Source organism: Actinopolyspora sabaoui (assembly GCF_051225635.1).
GTDB lineage: Bacteria > Actinomycetota > Actinomycetes > Mycobacteriales > Pseudonocardiaceae > Actinopolyspora.
The window spans coordinates 59,688-74,846 of the sequence record NZ_JBMIHH010000001.1; the positions used below are offsets into that span (position 1 = coordinate 59,688).

At 68.2% G+C, this 15,159-nt stretch carries 14 protein-coding genes; 9 read left to right on the forward strand and 5 right to left on the reverse strand.

The annotated features are described in order from the left end of the window. The first annotated feature begins 27 nt into the window (after window positions 1-27). The 3 genes from ACOQFL_RS00265 to ACOQFL_RS00275 all read left to right on the forward strand — a co-directional run bounded on the left by ACOQFL_RS00265 (window position 28) and on the right by ACOQFL_RS00275 (window position 2,275). A complete protein-coding gene (locus ACOQFL_RS00265) occupies window positions 28-471 on the forward strand; it encodes an SRPBCC family protein (RefSeq protein WP_435542046.1) in 444 nt (147 codons plus the stop codon). 79 nt (window positions 472-550) lie between these two features. After that, window positions 551-1,765 (forward strand): ArsA family ATPase, encoded by a 1,215-nt coding sequence (locus ACOQFL_RS00270; RefSeq protein WP_435542047.1) that lies wholly within the window; start codon window positions 551-553, stop codon window positions 1,763-1,765. Window positions 1,766-1,771: 6 nt separating this feature from the next. Continuing rightward, window positions 1,772-2,275, forward strand: coding sequence for a hypothetical protein (locus tag ACOQFL_RS00275; RefSeq protein ID WP_435542048.1), 504 nt, complete (start codon window positions 1,772-1,774; stop codon window positions 2,273-2,275). Window positions 2,276-2,375: 100 nt separating this feature from the next. Here the strand turns inward: ACOQFL_RS00275 and ACOQFL_RS00280 are convergent, their stop codons facing one another. Continuing rightward, window positions 2,376-2,864, reverse strand: a complete 489-nt coding sequence (locus tag ACOQFL_RS00280) for a DUF308 domain-containing protein (RefSeq protein WP_435542049.1) — start codon at window positions 2,862-2,864, stop codon at window positions 2,376-2,378. A 426-nt stretch (window positions 2,865-3,290) separates the two neighbouring features. On the opposite strand from ACOQFL_RS00280, the gene ACOQFL_RS00285 reads away from it, so the two are divergent. The 4 genes from ACOQFL_RS00285 to ACOQFL_RS00300 all read left to right on the forward strand — a co-directional run bounded on the left by ACOQFL_RS00285 (window position 3,291) and on the right by ACOQFL_RS00300 (window position 7,709). After that, window positions 3,291-4,058, forward strand: a complete 768-nt coding sequence (locus ACOQFL_RS00285; RefSeq protein ID WP_435542050.1) for a lysophospholipid acyltransferase family protein — start codon at window positions 3,291-3,293, stop codon at window positions 4,056-4,058. Between the two features lie 189 nt (window positions 4,059-4,247). Next, window positions 4,248-4,751, forward strand: a complete 504-nt coding sequence (locus tag ACOQFL_RS00290; RefSeq protein ID WP_435542051.1) for a polyadenylate-specific 3'-exoribonuclease AS — start codon at window positions 4,248-4,250, stop codon at window positions 4,749-4,751. A 262-nt stretch (window positions 4,752-5,013) separates the two neighbouring features. Beyond that, window positions 5,014-6,051 carry a 6-phosphofructokinase gene (locus ACOQFL_RS00295; RefSeq protein ID WP_435542052.1) on the forward strand — a complete coding sequence of 346 codons (1,038 nt, stop codon included), beginning with the start codon at window positions 5,014-5,016 and terminating at the stop codon, window positions 6,049-6,051. A 218-nt stretch (window positions 6,052-6,269) separates the two neighbouring features. Then, the gene (locus ACOQFL_RS00300) at window positions 6,270-7,709 is read left to right on the forward strand and encodes a class II 3-deoxy-7-phosphoheptulonate synthase (protein ID WP_435542445.1); all 1,440 of its coding nucleotides are present in this window, start codon (window positions 6,270-6,272) and stop codon (window positions 7,707-7,709) included. A gap of 164 nt (window positions 7,710-7,873) precedes the next feature. Here the strand turns inward: ACOQFL_RS00300 and ACOQFL_RS00305 are convergent, their stop codons facing one another. Next, on the reverse strand, window positions 7,874-9,913 hold the full coding sequence (locus ACOQFL_RS00305; RefSeq protein WP_435542053.1) for a Stk1 family PASTA domain-containing Ser/Thr kinase: 2,040 nt from the start codon (window positions 9,911-9,913) through the stop codon (window positions 7,874-7,876). 200 nt (window positions 9,914-10,113) lie between these two features. Here ACOQFL_RS00305 and ACOQFL_RS00310 point away from each other — a divergent pair, with 200 nt between their 5' ends. Next, window positions 10,114-10,479, forward strand: a complete 366-nt coding sequence (locus tag ACOQFL_RS00310) for an Rv2175c family DNA-binding protein (RefSeq protein WP_435542054.1) — start codon at window positions 10,114-10,116, stop codon at window positions 10,477-10,479. A gap of 187 nt (window positions 10,480-10,666) precedes the next feature. On the opposite strand, the gene ACOQFL_RS00315 is transcribed toward ACOQFL_RS00310, so the two are convergent. Together ACOQFL_RS00315 and ACOQFL_RS00320 are read right to left on the reverse strand one after the other, a co-directional pair. Then, window positions 10,667-11,788 (reverse strand): polyprenyl synthetase family protein, encoded by a 1,122-nt coding sequence (locus tag ACOQFL_RS00315; protein WP_435542055.1) that lies wholly within the window; start codon window positions 11,786-11,788, stop codon window positions 10,667-10,669. Between the two features lie 189 nt (window positions 11,789-11,977). After that, complete coding sequence (locus ACOQFL_RS00320; RefSeq protein ID WP_435542056.1) at window positions 11,978-12,652, reverse strand: DUF3153 domain-containing protein; 675 nt, start codon at window positions 12,650-12,652, stop codon at window positions 11,978-11,980. 121 nt (window positions 12,653-12,773) lie between these two features. Between ACOQFL_RS00320 and ACOQFL_RS00325 the strand changes: the two genes are divergently transcribed. Beyond that, window positions 12,774-14,456 carry a DUF885 domain-containing protein gene (locus ACOQFL_RS00325; protein WP_435542057.1) on the forward strand — a complete coding sequence of 561 codons (1,683 nt, stop codon included), beginning with the start codon at window positions 12,774-12,776 and terminating at the stop codon, window positions 14,454-14,456. Window positions 14,457-14,576: 120 nt separating this feature from the next. Here the strand turns inward: ACOQFL_RS00325 and ACOQFL_RS00330 are convergent, their stop codons facing one another. Continuing rightward, on the reverse strand, window positions 14,577-15,155 hold the full coding sequence (locus ACOQFL_RS00330; protein ID WP_435542058.1) for a GNAT family N-acetyltransferase: 579 nt from the start codon (window positions 15,153-15,155) through the stop codon (window positions 14,577-14,579). Window positions 15,156-15,159 lie beyond the last annotated feature (4 nt).

Here is a 15,159-nt window from a genome sequence, read left to right on the forward strand (position 1 = left end):
GCACGGACGACATGTAATCTGCGCGGCATGGTCGACCAGTCCACCCAGTCCATCGTGATCGAGGCCCCGGCCACTGAGATCATGGCCGTGATCGCCGACTTCGGCGCCTACCCGGAATGGGCGGAGGCGGTCAAGGAGGCCGAGGTTCTCTCACGGACGGACGAGGGGGTCGCCGAGCGTGTTCGCTTCGTACTGGACGCCGGTGTGGTCAAGGACACCTACAAGCTCGCCTACGAGTGGAGTGCCGACGGTCTGTCGGTGAGCTGGGACCTGGTGGAGGGGCAGGTCCAGAAGGCACAGCGCGGTAGCTACACGCTGCGGCCGCTGGAGGCGGCACGTACCGAGGTGACCTACAGTCTCGCGGTGGACCTGTCCATCCCGATGATCGGGATGTTCAAACGCAAGGCGGAAAAAATGATCATGGATACGGCACTCAAGGAACTCAAGCGTCGGGTGGAGTCCGCCGAATAGTTTCCCGTGGATAGTTTCCCCATGGGCGCGTGCCGCACGCCCGAGCTCGGTTGAGCGAGGCCCTGAGTTGCGAATTCTGATGTTCACCGGAAAGGGCGGGGTCGGCAAGACCACGCTCGCGGCGGCCACCGCCGCGCGTGCCGCCGCTCACGGACGCGAGGTTCTGGTGGTGTCGACGGATCCCGCGCATTCGCTCGCCGACTGTCTGGACACGGAACTCGACGACACACCTCGGTCACTGCGGCTGTCGAACGACACGGGGTCCGGCCCGCTCCGGCTGCACGCCGCCGAGATACGAACCCGCGGCCTGCTCGACCGGACCTGGTCGGAGCTGCGGGAACATCTGCACACCGTGCTCGCCGGTGCCGGGGTTTCCGAAGTCGACGCCGCCGAACTCACCAGGCTGCCTGCCGTGGAGGACCTGCTCGCGCTCACCGAGGTGCGGCGCATGGCCACCGACGGCCCCTGGGACACCGTCGTCGTGGACTGCGGCCCCACCGCGGATACCCTGCGCCTGTTGAGCATGCCGGAAGTGCTGTCCGGGTACCTGGAGCGGCTGTTCCCCACCCATCGTCGGGTGGTGCGCGGCATGTTGGCGGGAATGGCGGGCAGTGATCTCACCGAGCGTTGGGACGCCGCCGCCGAGGCGCTCGGCGGACTCGCCGAGCGGTTGAACTCGCTGGCGGAACTGCTCGTCTCCGCCGACACCAGTGTCCGGTTGGTCGCGACACCGGAGTCGTTGGTGGCGGCCGAGACCCGCCGTATCCTCACCTCGCTCGCGCTGCAGCAGATTCACGTCGACGGGGTGCTCGCCAACCGCCTGGTGCCGGATCCCGGCTCCGCCCGTGGCACGGCGGCGGCGTGGCTGCGCACCCGCGCCGGGCAGCAGCGCGAGGTGTTGCGGGAGCTGGCACAACTGGGGCTGCCGCTGCACACCGTCGAGCAACGCGCGGCGGAACCCCGCGGGGGCGATTCGCTGCTGCGTCTGGGTGACGAGATCTACGGCGAAACCGATCCGACGGTGGGCGCCGAGCCCACCCCGGTGATTGAACTCGACGGGAACGGAAACGGTTCGGAAGCTCGCTACACGCTGCGTATCGCCATGCCGTTGAGCAGACAGGCGGATTTCGACCTCGCCCGCATCGGAGACGAACTGGCCGTGACCGTGGACGGCCACCGACGACTGATTACACTGCCCTCGGTGTTGCGTCGCTGTGTGGCGGTGGAGGCGGACGCGGGCGACGACGGCGTGATCGTGACCTTTCGGCCCGACCCGGCGCGATGGATGCGGTGATCGGCTTTGCACGAGGAACACACCGGCTCACGGGCCGAGGGCGAGTACGAGCGCCTCGCCGGGGAGCTGCGTTCGTTGCTGCCCGCCCTCGCGGCGAGGGCGGAGGAGTTCCTGCTGTCGCTTTCCCGTGGCGAGCACGCGTCCCGGCCCACCGGTGGTGAGTCCGCTGGCGGTGACTCACCCGTCGGGGAGTCCGTCGCGGGTGAGTCCGCTCGGGGGACGACGGGGTGCCCGTGCTGCACCCTCACGGCGGTGCTGCGCGAGGCGCACGCGAAACGTCCGGCCGATGGGCTGTACGATTGTCTCCTCGCGTTGTTGAGTTCGTTGCGTGAAGCGTTCACCGCCCCGAACGGGGAAACCGGCACGACCGATGCGGTGCACCGGGACGGAACGGGTGAGCCCCCCGAGCAGCGAGCGGACGAACCCCGGGTTCACCCGATCACCGTCAACCGTGTTCGGGGCGACGTACTCGGCGGGAACCCCGGCCGCGCCCGAAACTCGGCGGGCTAGGGGCGATGTCCGCTGGTCGTCCGCTCGAGACGTCGGCATCCGTACCGGTGGACGAGCGAACCGTCCCCGGTGGTCGCGAGGCCGAACGGAGACACTTCGGTCAGACCTGAGCCCCGTCGTCCCAGCCGGAGTCCTCGTCCGAGGATCCCTGCCGCAGCCGCAGCAGCAGCCAGCCGATGCCGCAGCTGATCGCGATCAGTCCGACCGGCAGCGTCAGCGGGCCCAGCGAACTCGCCGCGAAGGGCACGAACAGCGTCAACAGCCCCAACACGATGAGCACGACACCGCCCACGGTGCTTGCTCCGGGTTTGGGCAGCGGTGGTGGTTCCGGAGGTTCGTAGTGCCCCTCGTCCTCCTCCGTCTCCGTGGGAGCCCAGTCGCGGGGACCGCTGTCCGCATCGGCTTCGGACGGTGGTTCTGTACTCGTGTCCCCCGTGGTCGCGGTGCTTCCCGAAGTCGTCGGGGCGGCGGTTCCGGAGTCGCCGGGCCACTGCGGCAGTGAGGAATCGCGCTCCAACTCGGCCACGATTTCCGCGAAAGCCTTGTCGATGTCTTCGGGGCCGTCTGCGTTCTCATGGCGCGTGTTCATACGCATTCCCTGACGCGCTGGCGGTGGATGGTGGACTCGTCGGCGATCGGTACCGCCCCCGCGGTGCTCCGATCGTTCGGTGCGACTGTGCTTGCAACGATACGGTCGAACGCCGCACCGCCGAAGTGCGTCGTTCGCCCCCAGGGTCGCTGCTCGACGCCGAGTGGGCAAGGTCGTGTTCGGGGTGTGCCCCGAACCGTCGCCGCGAATCCGCCCGGGATTCGTCCGCCCACCTCGTTCGCGTGTTCGTGCACGGTCACACTCTGCCATGCCCGCCCGCGCCTACGTTCCGCCGTGGTGCGGCGGTTCCGTGATGTGATCGTGTCCTCGTGTTCCCCGATCGTGAATGCCGCCCCGCGATTGTGTGGCTCGTGGCGGCTCCGTACCCTGACAACGTAATCCGGCCGTGAGGGAGGCAGCGACGCGGTGCTGTACTGGGTGATGAAGTACGTTCTTCTCGGTCCCCTCATGAGGTTGTGGTGTCGTCCCAAAATCGAGGGCGCGCACCATGTTCCGGAGTCCGGTGGGGCGATTCTGGTCAGCAATCACCTCGCGGTGGCCGATTCCTTCCTGATGCCGTTGATGCTGCCACGTCGGGTGACCTTCCTCGCCAAACGCGAGTATTTCACCGGCAAAGGGTTCACCGGCGCGTTGAAGCGAATCTTCTTCAGCGGTGTCGGACAGGTTCCGCTCGACCGCTCCAGCGGCGCGGCGGCCCAGGCCGCGTTGGACACCGGTATCCGCCTGCTGCGCGAGGGGCAGCTGCTGGGGCTGTACCCGGAGGGCACACGTTCCCCGGACGGCCGCCTCTACAAGGGCAAGACCGGTGTGGCACGCATGGCACTGGAAGCCGATGTGCCCGTGATTCCGGTCGTGACGATCGGGACCGAGAAGATCAATCCGATCGGTTCCAAGATATGGCGCCCCTACAGCGTGCGGGTCCGGGTCGGAGAGCCGCTCGACTTCTCCCGTTACGAGGGGCTGGCCGGCGACCGGTTCGCGGAGCGTTCCATCACCGACGAGATCATGTACTCGCTGATGGAGCTTTCCGGGCAGGAATACGTGGACATCTACGCCGACCGCGCCAAGGACGACATCGCCGAAAGCGGACGCGTGATCAGCAAACGCGAGCGACAGGCGGCAAAGGAAGCCGGGAAGTCCGAGAAGCGGATGCCGGACTCGAAGGCCGGTTGAGACCACTGCGAGAGCGGTTGCGGGCTCACGCCGGGAGCTCCTCGCGAGTGAGTCACGACCCCCGCGCCGCCCTGAGCGCGTGCTTGCCTGCCCTCCCGAGCTCCGCGCCCGGTGCCCGCTGCTCCGTCAGGGGGCGCGGGATTCACGGGGTGTCTCCACCGGCGGTTCGGGGACGCATACCCTTTTCCAGTGCGGTTTTTCTACGACTGCGAGTTCATCGAGGACGGTCACACCATCGATCTGGTGTCGATCGGTGTGGTCGACGAGACGGGGAGGGAGTTCTACGCCGTCTCCACCGAGTTCGCGGCGGAACGCGCCGGACCGTGGGTGCGCCAGCACGTGTTACCGCAGCTGCCGTCGCCGGGGTCCGGTGCCTGGCGTTCCCGGGCCACCATTCGTGACGAGCTCTACGGGTTTCTGACCGCCCAGCGGTCCGACATCGAACTGTGGGCGTGGTACGCCGCCTACGATCACGTCGCGCTGGCGCAGCTGTGGGGTGCGATGCCCGCGTTGCCCCCGAAGATCCCCAAGTTCACCAGGGACCTGCGCCAGCAGTGGGAGGCTGTCGGAAAGCCCAGGCTTCCCTCCCCGCCCGCCAACGCCCACGACGCACTGGCCGACGCCAAACACAACCTGCGGCGCTGGCAAGTGATCGAACAGCGGATGCGGGAGCTGCGACATCCCGCTCGGTAGTGTGGGAGGTAGGGGCCTGCCCCGGCCCATGGCCTCTCCCGGGCGGCTCTCCTGGAAGGTTCGTGCCGCAGGAGCCCCCGGGAGCGAGCGGTGTGAACCACACGGCGTCCGAATCGGTTCGAGGCGACTCGCCACGTTTGTCGTCACCGCTGGTTACACGGTGCGCCCGATCGGATACTTGCTGCACCGATTTAGTCCGTGAAAGGCTCTTCCGCTGAGATCAATATCACGCCGACGGCGTGACGTGTTTCGAGGAGGCGGGATGTCGGCTGCCGAACGTATCGGGGTGCTGACCGGTGGTGGGGACTGCCCCGGTCTCAACGCTGTGATCCGTGCGGTCACCCGGAAAGGGATCGAGGTGCACGGCAAGGAGATCGTCGGTTTCCGGAGCGGCTGGCGTGGACCCCTGGAAGGGCTGACCATGCCGCTCGGGCTCGAGGAGGTCGAGCGGATCCTGGATCGTGGTGGCACGATCCTGGGCTCTTCCCGGACCAATCCCTACAAGGAGGCCGACGGTGTCGCCCGGATAAAGCGAACCATGGCGGAGCAGCGGATCGACGCGCTCCTCGCCATCGGCGGGGAGGACACGCTGGGCGTCGCCAACGGGCTGCACGAGGAGGGCGTTCCGGTGGTGGGGGTTCCCAAGACCATCGACAACGATCTGGACGCCACCGACTACACGTTCGGGTTCGACACCGCCGTGCACATCGCGACCGAGGCCATCGACCGGCTGCGAACCACGGCCGAATCGCACCACCGCGCGTTGGTGGTGGAGGTCATGGGAAGGCACGCGGGGTGGATAGCCCTGCACTCCGGGCTGGCCGGGGGAGCGAACGTGATCCTCGGTCCGGAGCAGCGCTTCAGTGTCGACTGGGTCTGCGACTGGGTCACCCGGCGGTTCGAACGGCAGTACGCCCCGATCATCGTGGTCGCGGAGGGGGCGATTCCCGAGGACGGTGCCGAGGTGCTGCAGGCGGGCGAGCGGGACGCCTTCGGGCACGTGCGGCTCGGCGGTGTCGGCACCTGGCTCGCGGAGGAGATCTCGCAGCGGACCGGTAACGAGTCACGTGCCGTGGTGCTCGGCCACACCCAGCGCGGTGGGACTCCCACCGCCTACGACCGCGTGCTGGCCACCCGTTTCGGGCTGCACGCGATGGACGCGTTGAGCGAGCGGGACTTCGGCTCGATGGTCGCGCTGCGCGGGACGGAGATCGTGCGTGTTCCGCTGGCGGAGGCCACCGCCCAGCTCAAGACCGTGCCGCTGCACCGCTACACCGAGGCCCAGGCGCTGTTCGGCTGAGGCGCGCGGCCTCGGCGAGCGCGGCAGCGTGCCGCGATTGCTCGGGCGTCGCCCAGCTGGGCGACGCCCAGCGGTGTGGGGCTAGCCAGTGTGGGACCAGCGGGGTGGGACCAGCGGCAGGGAGGCACACAGCGGTGCCAACCGGGCGCATCGACCGTGCCGTTCAGCACTCGGGACAGCATCACAGCATGCGGGACGGAACCGCTACGCTGGGCAACATGCCCGTTGACCCCGAAACAGCAGCTCAGGGCGCACCTTCGGCCGGTCTCAAATCCTGGACCGTCGACGTGCCGGTGGACACTCTTCCCGAACTCCCGCCGCTACCCGCCGAACTGCGTACCCGTCTCGACGATGCACTGTCCCGCCCGGCAGCTCAGCAGCCGCGGTGGCCGGATCCGGAGCAAGTGCGCAACGTGCGCTCGGTACTGGAGAGCGTACCGCCGGTGACCGTTCCTCCCGAGGTTCAGCAGCTGCGCAGCAATCTGGCCGCCGTGGCGCGCGGTGAAGCGTTCCTGCTGCAGGGCGGGGACTGCGCGGAGACCTTCGCGGACAACACCGAACCGCACATCCGCGCCGGTATCCGCACCCTGTTGCAGATGGCCGTGGTGCTGACCTATGGCGCGAGCACCCCGGTCGTCAAGGTCGGACGGATGGCCGGCCAGTACTCCAAACCGCGTTCCAAGGACACCGACTCCCTCGGGCTGCCCGCCTACCGCGGGGACATGGTCAACTCACTGGTGGCCAACGAGCAGGCCCGTGAGCACGATCCCTCCCGCATGATCCGCGCCTACGCCAACGCGAGCGCGACGATGAATCTCTCGCGTGCGCTGACCAACGGTGGTATGGCCGCGCTGGAGCAGGTGCACGACTGGAACAAGGACTTCGTCCTCAACTCCCCGGCGGGCGAACGGTACGAATCCATCGCCGCCGAGATCGATCGTGCGCTCCGTTTCATGTCCGCCTGCGGTGTGGACGACACCAGCCTGCACGGCGTGGACTTCTACTCCAGCCACGAGGCACTGGTGCTGGATTACGAGCGCGCGATGCTGCGGCTGGACACCAGCGGCCCGGAGCCGAGGTTGTTCGACCTTTCCGGCCACTTCCTCTGGGTGGGGGAGCGGACCCGGCAGCCGGAAGGGGCGCACATCGCCTTCGCCGAGCTGATCGCCAATCCGATCGGACTCAAGATCGGACCGTCGACCACACCGGAACAGGCGGTGGAGTACGTCGAACGGCTCGATCCGCACAACGAACCCGGCAGGCTCACCCTGATCAGCAGGATGGGCAATGACAAGGTCCGTGACACGCTCGGTCCCATCGTCGAGAAGGTCACCGCCTCGGGACACCAGGTCATCTGGCAGTGCGACCCGATGCACGGCAACACCCACGAGTCCAGCACCGGTTACAAGACCCGCCACTTCGACCGGGTGGTCGACGAGGTGCAGGGCTTCTTCGAGGTGCACCACCGGCTGGGAACGCATCCCGGCGGTATCCACATCGAGCACACCGGTGAGGACGTCACCGAGTGCCTCGGAGGAGCGCAGGACATCTCGGACACCGATCTGGCCGGACGTTACGAGACCGCGTGCGATCCGCGGCTGAACACCCAGCAGTCGCTGGAACTGGCGTTTTTGATCGCCGAGATGCTACGCGACTGAGGCGATCCGCGGGGTGCCGAGTCGGCTCGGCACCCTCCCTCCCGCGCCGTGGAGTCGGTGGGCGGCGCGGATCGGCTCCCGAGTCCGGTCCCGCCTCGGAGAGTAGGGCCCGCCTCGGTGCCCGAGAGCGGTTCCCGAAGCGGTTCCACCGCCGGGCGATTTCCTCAGAAGGCCGTGACCTTGACCTGCGATCCGCGTTTGACGGTGCTTCCCGGGCTCGGTTGTTGCCGCACCACCCGACCGTTGTCCCTGCCGAACAACGAGTCCACGCGTAGGGTCAGTCCGACCCGCGCCGCCTGCTGCTGCGCCTGTTGCACGGTCTTCCCTCTGAACTCGGGCACCTCGACCGCACTGGAGAGCACCACACCGACCCGTGGTTCACCGCTCATCGGCACTTCGCTGCCCGCCGAGGGGTCGGTCCGCACCACGTGGCCGTTCGCCACTCCCTCGGCGAATTCCCGCCCGGCCTCGTAGGGTTCGAACCCGGCCTCGCTGAGTGCGGTGAACGCCTGGTCGCGGCCCATTCCCCTCACGTCCGGAACCGGCTCGGGAGCGGGTCCCTTGCTGACGATGATCGTGACTGAGCCGCTCGTCTTGATCTTGCTCCCCGGCTCCGGCGTGACTCCGATCACTCGCCCTTTCGGTACGCTGTCGTGGTAGCGGTTGGCCGAGGAGTCCAGTTTCGGGGACAACTTCGCGTTGCGGAGCTTGCTCTGCACCTCGCTGACCCGGCTGCCCGATTCGATCTCGGGAACCGTGGGGCGACCCCGTGAGACGCGCAGTTCCACCTGGTCACCGCTGCGGATGCGGGTACCCTCCTGCGGCGCGGCGCTGATCACGGTGTCCGCGGGGACCGTGTTGTGGTAAGTCTTCGAGACGTCTGCTTTCAGTTCGTTGGCGCGGAGGGCCTCCTTCGCCTCGGAAAGGGAGGACCCCGCCAGCTCCGGTACCCGCACGTACGAGTTTCCGCCCAGCAGCCAGGCACCCCCGGCGATCAGGGCGCCCACCAGCACCACCACCCCGACCACCGCCGCCACGCGATTTCGACGGCGGGAACCACCCCGGGACTCGTCCTCCGGGACCGAGGCGAACTCGTTGGTGGTTTCGGAGGCTTCCGGGGTCGGTGCGGATGACGGGCGTCGCAAGGCGCGGGTTCCCCGCGGCCCCGGTTCGCTCGACGTGCCGTTGCCGACAGCGGCGGGTGGTACCGGCGGGATCTGCTCGGTGGGCGGCCCGTCGGGTTCGGGCGGCTCGGTGCTGCCGGGGTGCGGTACCGGCACCGGAACACCGGCCAGGCCGATCCAGTCCCGATTCTGCCGCAGCTCGCGAAGCGCGGCGGCCCCGTCCGCGGGACGCCACGCGGGGTCACGCCGGGTGAACCGCAGCACCAGCTCGTCCACGGCGGGCGGTAGCTCGGGAAGCTGTTCGCTCGGCGGGCGGACGTCGTCGTTGACGTGTCGATACGCCACCGACAGCGCCGTGTCACCGGTGTAGGGGGGATGTCCGATCAGCAGTTCGTAAAGCACGATCCCCGCCGCGTACACGTCCGATCGAGCGTCCGCGGCCCCGCTGGTCACCTGTTCCGGAGCGAGGTAGGCCACCGTCCCCAGGATCACGTCACCGCTGGTCGAGCCCGCGCCCGCGGCCGCCCGCACCAGTCCGAAGTCGGCCACCTGCACCGACCCGTCGCGGCCGATCAGCACGTTCTCCGGCTTGATGTCCCGGTGCACCATGCCCGCGTGGTGCGCCGCCGAGAGAGCGGCCAGCACCGCCTCCAGCACGCTCAGCGCCACCGACAGCGGCAGCGATCCCCGAGCGCGCAACAGGTCCCGCAGTGTGCCGCCCTCGACCAGCCGCATGACCAGGTAGAGCCGGTCCTCGCCCGGTATCTCCCTGTCCACGCCCTGGTCGTAGACGGAGACGATGTTGGGGTGGTGCAGGCGTGCCGCTGCCCTCGCCTCGCGTTCGAACCGGTCGGTGAACGACTGGTCACCGGCGTAGCGTGTGTCCATTACCTTCAGGGCCACCGGCCGGTCCAGCCTGGTGTCCAATCCGCGGTAAACCGTGGACATGCCGCCGTGCGCGAGCACGCTGTCCACGCGGTAGCGGCGCTCCAACATGTGCCCGAGCAGCCCGTTGGCCCCGTTGTTCGGGTCGCCCCTGTTGTTCGGATCGGCACCGCTGCCCGGCTCGGCCGGGCTCATCGTCTCGCCCTCGCCCGGGCGGAGCCCGGTCGGCTCGACTCGGCCTCGGTTGCCCGGACGGAAGTCATCGCGTCGCAACTCGTGCGGATCCTCCCGAACTCACCCTCGAACACGCTACCGATGGTAGGCGAGGTCGCGGTGGCCTCGTGGGCGGCATACCGAGGTGGAAATCTGATCGGCGTACTGGCAAGCTGGGCGATGTGAGTTCGGTTCCTTCCGCTCCGGATGTGCTTTCCACCGAGGTGGACGTGGTTTCCATCTCCGCCGTCGCGGAGCGTCTCGGTTATCCGTTGACCAGAGTGCACCAGCTGATCCGTGACGGTCAGTTGGTCGCGATGCGCCGGGAACGTGAGCTGGTGATTCCCGAGGCGTTCCTGACGATGGGGTCCGTCGTCAAGGGGCTTCCGGGCACCATCACGTTGCTGCGGGACAACGGCTACACCGAGGACGAGATTCTCGAGTGGCTGTTCACCCCCGACGACACGCTCCCCGGTACTCCGATCGACGCGTTGCGTGGTGATCGTGGCCGCGAGGTCAAACGGCGAGCGCAGGCCATGGCCTTGTGATCGACACGCCGGTGCGAAGCGGCCGGACGGGACTTCCGCACCGGGTGATCCGCTCCGTGCGGGCGTCCGCTCCTGGTGAGTGCCGGTTCTCGTGAGTCCCGGCTCCGGGGAGTGCTGGCTCAGGGGGAGTGCCGAACGAGTTCGGACCGCGTTCGTTTCAGCGGCTGCCGTGTCATCGGCTCCCGTGTCATCGGCTGCGGTCGGTCACCGTGATCGCGAGTTCCTTGAGTCGTGTCGCGGCCGGTTCCGCGAGTACGTCGGTGTGCAGTGCCGCCATCGCGGACTCCGTCAGCCCGTCGATGCGTCGTTCCACGGCTTCGACCGCACCGAGCCGGGTCAGTGCCTCCTGGACCAGTTCCACGCGGGGCCGGGTCAGCTCGGAGTCGCCGAGTGCGGAGCTCAGCAGGCGTGCGGCGGCCTCGTCGTGCTGCTGCCGGGCACGCAGCATCCCTTCGGCCACCAGCACCGTGCGCTTGCCCTCGCGAAGATCGTCGCCCGCCGGTTTACCGGTGATCTCGGGGTCGCCGAACACGCCGAGCAGGTCGTCGCGCAGTTGGAACGCGATTCCGATGTCCGCGCCGAAGCCGCGCAGTGTCGAGACCGTGGCCGGATCAGCTCCCCCGACGCGCGCACCGAACTGCAACGGACGTTCCACCGTGTAGGAAGCGGACTTGAGCTGATCGATCCGCAGTGCCGAATCCGGGGATTCGTCCGCGCGGGCCTGCCCGAGCATGTCCAAGTACTGGCCCGCGAGTACCTCGGTACGCATCGACCGCCACGGCTCCAGCGCTCGTTCCAACGCGTCCTGCGGCAATCCGGCGGCGTGCAGCATGTCATCGGCCCAGCTCAGCGCCAGGTCACCCAACAGCACGGCCGCCGCGAGCCCGAAGTGCTCCGGGGTTCCCGCATAGCCGTTCTCCCGATGCGTGGCCGCGAACCGCACGTGCACGGTCGGTTTGCCCCGCCTGGTGGCCGATCCGTCGATGAGGTCGTCGTGGATCAGCGCGCATGCCTGGATCAGCTCCAGCGCGCTGGCTGCGCGCAGCATGCTCCCGGCGTCCCGGTCCCGTTCCTCTCCTCCGGTGGCGCGCCAACCCCACCAAGCGAAGGTGGGACGGATCCGTTTGCCGCCGCGCAGCACGAATTCCGACACTTCTTCGGCGGCCTCGGAGATGGCAGGATCCAACTCGGCGCACTCTCGGACCCGGAAGTGAAGATACTCGGTCAGTTCTCGGCGTACGTGCTCCGCGACATCGTGATCCACGTCCGGTGTCGTCTCGTCTCCTGCCAGCGGGTTCTCCAGGGACATGTTTTCATCCTCCGTGACGAGCGGGTGCGTCCGCACCACGGGGTGCGCCGGCGCTTCATGGGCGCACCCGGCGGGCGCGCCGTGGGCCGTACCGGCTCGGCGCGCGCCGCTGTGTACCGGTCCCACCAACCGGTGGCACCGACTCCCCGGTCGGGAGACCGGTCGTACGGACGGGTTCCGTCGTGTTCCTCAGCGTCTTCCGGAGTCGGCTCGGGCACGTTGGCGGGTGACCAGTGCCAGTACCGCCACCAGCAGTGCCGTGCCGAAGGTCACGCCGCCCAGTACCAACGACCAGCCGAACAGTCCTGCGCTCCTGGCATCGGTGAACTGGAAGGTCGCCGATATCTCGGTGACCTCTCCGGGGCGGGGCTGCCAGCTCACCATCCCGGCGTTCGTCTCGCCGTTGGTGGTGGTCACCTCACCCGGCGCGCTGATCTCCACCAGCACCTCCGAATCGGTTTCCGCCAGTGGAGTCAGATCCACCGAGCCGTTCACCTCGACGAGTGAGCCGGATCTGGAGATCGACAGCTTGTACCGCGAATCGGCCCGGTTCAGTTGGGCCGCCAGCCGCTCCACCTCGTCGAAGCTCAGTTCGTCGAACTCCAGTTTGGAACCACGAGCATCCCCTTCCCGGTACGAACTCAGCCGGACCTTGTCGGAAAGTTCCTCCGGCACCCGCAGTCGGAACTCGTGTCGTTCCGAGGAAGGTGGGACGGCGACCATCACCTCACCGGAGACCTCGTCCTTGCCGTTGATACTCAGCGACACGGTCGCGTTCAGACACCCTGAGACGAGGATGCCCACGAGCATGATCATCAGCGACGCGCCCCATCGGGAACGAGTCGCGTTACCGGAACACCGCACACCCCGCACCTTTGTGATCGTGCCACGTCACAGCGTTTTTCACCGGCTGCGCGCAGTGGTGTGCCGTCCGAGGCGACGGATCCGTGTTCGGTGCCGCGGAGCGGCGAGGTAGCGTGCTGCCATGTCAACCGAGGCCCGGGGCGTGCACGAGATCAGCAACCGTTACGTGGAGGAGCTCGCGGCGCTCGATCCCATAGCCGCGACCATGCTGGGGTTTTCCGTGGGGCAGCAGGAGCTGCCCGACTACTCACCGGACGGTCATCGTGCACGGGGGGACCTGGCCCGTCGTGCCCTGGCAGAGGTCGCCGCCGCCGAACCCGTCGACGAGTCGGAGCGGATCGCCAAGGCGGTGTTCACCGAACGGGTCGGTCTGGACGTCGAACTGCACGAGGCCGGTGCCGACATGTCGGCGCTGAACGTCATCGCGAGCCCGGTCCAGGAACTGCGGCAGGTTTTCGACCTGATGCCGGGCGAGACCGAGCGGCACTGGGACGACATCGCCAAACGGATGGCCGCCATGCCCGCGGCCGTCAAGGGGCTGACCGCGGGGCTCTCCGAAGCGGCGGCCAACGGCGACGTCGCGGCGGCACGACAGGTCAAGCGCGTCGCGGAACAGTGCGACACCTGGTCCGGCAGGACCGACGGCAAGTCCTTCTTCGGAGGCATGGTCGCACGTGCCGAGAACCTTTCGCCGAACTTGCGTGCGGAGCTCGACACCGCCGCTGACCTCGCCTCGGAAGCCTACGCCGGACTCGCGGACTTCCTGCGTGGTGAGCTGTTGCCGCAGGCTCCGGCGGAGGACGCCGTGGGGGAGGAACGCTACCGTCTCTGGTCGAGGTACTTCACCGGCGCGAAACTGGACCTGCACGAGGCTTACGAGTGGGGATGGCGGGAGTTCGCCGCGATCGAGGCGGACATGAAACGTGTCGCCGATCGGATCAAGCCCTCGGCCACCCTCGCGGAGGCCGCCGCGGCCCTGGATGCCGATCCGCGTTATCGGGTGCACGGTCAGCGGGCTTTCGCGCAGTGGATGCAGCGGTTGTCCGATCAGGCGTTGCGGGACCTGAGCCGAACGCAGTTCGACATTCCCGAGCCGTTGCTGAACCTGGAGTGCCTCATCGCCCCGCCCGGTGGTGGAACGGGGGCCTACTACACGCCGCCGAACGACGACTTCAGCAGGCCCGGTCGGATGTGGTGGTCCGTCCCGCCGGACAAGGACGAGTACTCCACCTGGCGTGAGGTTTCCACCGTGTACCACGAAGGTGTGCCGGGCCATCACCTGCAGGTGGCAACGGCGGTGCACCAGGCCGAGAGGCTGAACAAGTTCCAGCGGCTGGGCTGTTTCGTCTCCGCTCACGGCGAGGGATGGGCGCTGTACGCCGAGCGGCTGATGCGCGAGCTGGGCTACTTCGCCGACGACGGCAATCTGCTCGGCATGCTCAACGAGCAGCTTTTCCGGGCGGCCCGGGTGATCGTGGACATCGGTATGCACCTCCGGCTCCGCATTCCGGAGGGGACCGGCTTCCACGAGGGGCGGACCTGGACCCCCGAACTCGGGCTGGAGTTCATGCTCACCCGCACCATTACCGACACCGCCCTCGTGCGCGACGAGATAGACCGTTACCTGGGGTGGCCGGGCCAGGCCCCGTCCTACAAACTCGGTGAGCGGCTGTGGCTGTCCGCGCGGGACGAGGCACGGCAGCGTCACGGCGAGGACTTCGACCTCAAGCGGTTCCACCGCGACGCACTCGAAATGGGGCCCATGGGGTTGGACACGCTGCGGGAGCAGCTCTCGTACCTGTGACCGGTTCCGCCGCCCCGGAATACGGCGGCCCGGTCGGAAACGAGCCGCTTCGCCGGGACGCGCGGCTCCGGAAAGGGCCTGCCGGTGCCCTCGCGGCCCGCCGGGCACCGGCGCCGCCTCTCAGGAGGACTCTTCCAGCGGCAACTCGCGTCCCAGGACGGCGAACGGGCGAGGGTCACCGCTGAATCGGTAGTCGCGCAGCACGTCTACGAAACCGACCCGCCGGTAGAGTTGCCACGCTCTGGTGGGGCCCTCCGGGGTGGAGAGCAGGACCCTCGTGCCCGGCGCGGACGCCAGCAGGGTGCGCAGGATACTTTCCCCCAGGCCGTGTCCCTGCGTGTCCGGGTGGACGTGCAGCTCGGTCAGCTCGAAGTAGTCGTCCAGCCATTCGTGCGCCCGTTGTTGGGGCAGACGTTCCAGCATCCCGCGGCGCACCTGTTCGTGCCACCACTGCCCGGTGGCCCCCGAGTAGCCGTAACCGACGCCGCTCACCTCGTCCCGATCGTTGAACGCCACCACGCAGCGCCATCCGGCGCGTGACATGTGTGCCGACCAGATCGGGATACGCTGCTGCGTGGCCCAGGTGGGATACCCCATGGCCGTGACGTATACCCGCACGGCTTCGGGCAGCCTGGCACGCAGCTCGTCGGCGGAGAGTTCCACCACTCGTTCGCAACGCGGAGACGGTGCAGCGGTCACAGCT

Bases quoted from the DNA above. Each gene is read 5' to 3' on its own strand.
- ACOQFL_RS00315 (WP_435542055.1), bottom strand. From the start codon at position 11,788: ATGTCCCTGGAGAACCCGCTGGCAGGAGACGAGACGACACCGGACGTG.
- ACOQFL_RS00280 (WP_435542049.1), bottom strand. From the start codon at position 2,864: ATGAACACGCGCCATGAGAACGCAGACGGCCCCGAAGACATCGACAAG.
- ACOQFL_RS00270 (WP_435542047.1), top strand. From the start codon at position 551: ATGTTCACCGGAAAGGGCGGGGTCGGCAAGACCACGCTCGCGGCGGCC.
- ACOQFL_RS00325 (WP_435542057.1), top strand. From the start codon at position 12,774: ATGTCAACCGAGGCCCGGGGCGTGCACGAGATCAGCAACCGTTACGTG.
- ACOQFL_RS00295 (WP_435542052.1), top strand. From the start codon at position 5,014: ATGTCGGCTGCCGAACGTATCGGGGTGCTGACCGGTGGTGGGGACTGC.
- ACOQFL_RS00300 (WP_435542445.1), top strand. From the start codon at position 6,270: ATGCCCGTTGACCCCGAAACAGCAGCTCAGGGCGCACCTTCGGCCGGT.
- ACOQFL_RS00305 (WP_435542053.1), bottom strand. From the start codon at position 9,913: ATGAGCCCGGCCGAGCCGGGCAGCGGTGCCGATCCGAACAACAGGGGC.
- ACOQFL_RS00265 (WP_435542046.1), top strand. From the start codon at position 28: ATGGTCGACCAGTCCACCCAGTCCATCGTGATCGAGGCCCCGGCCACT.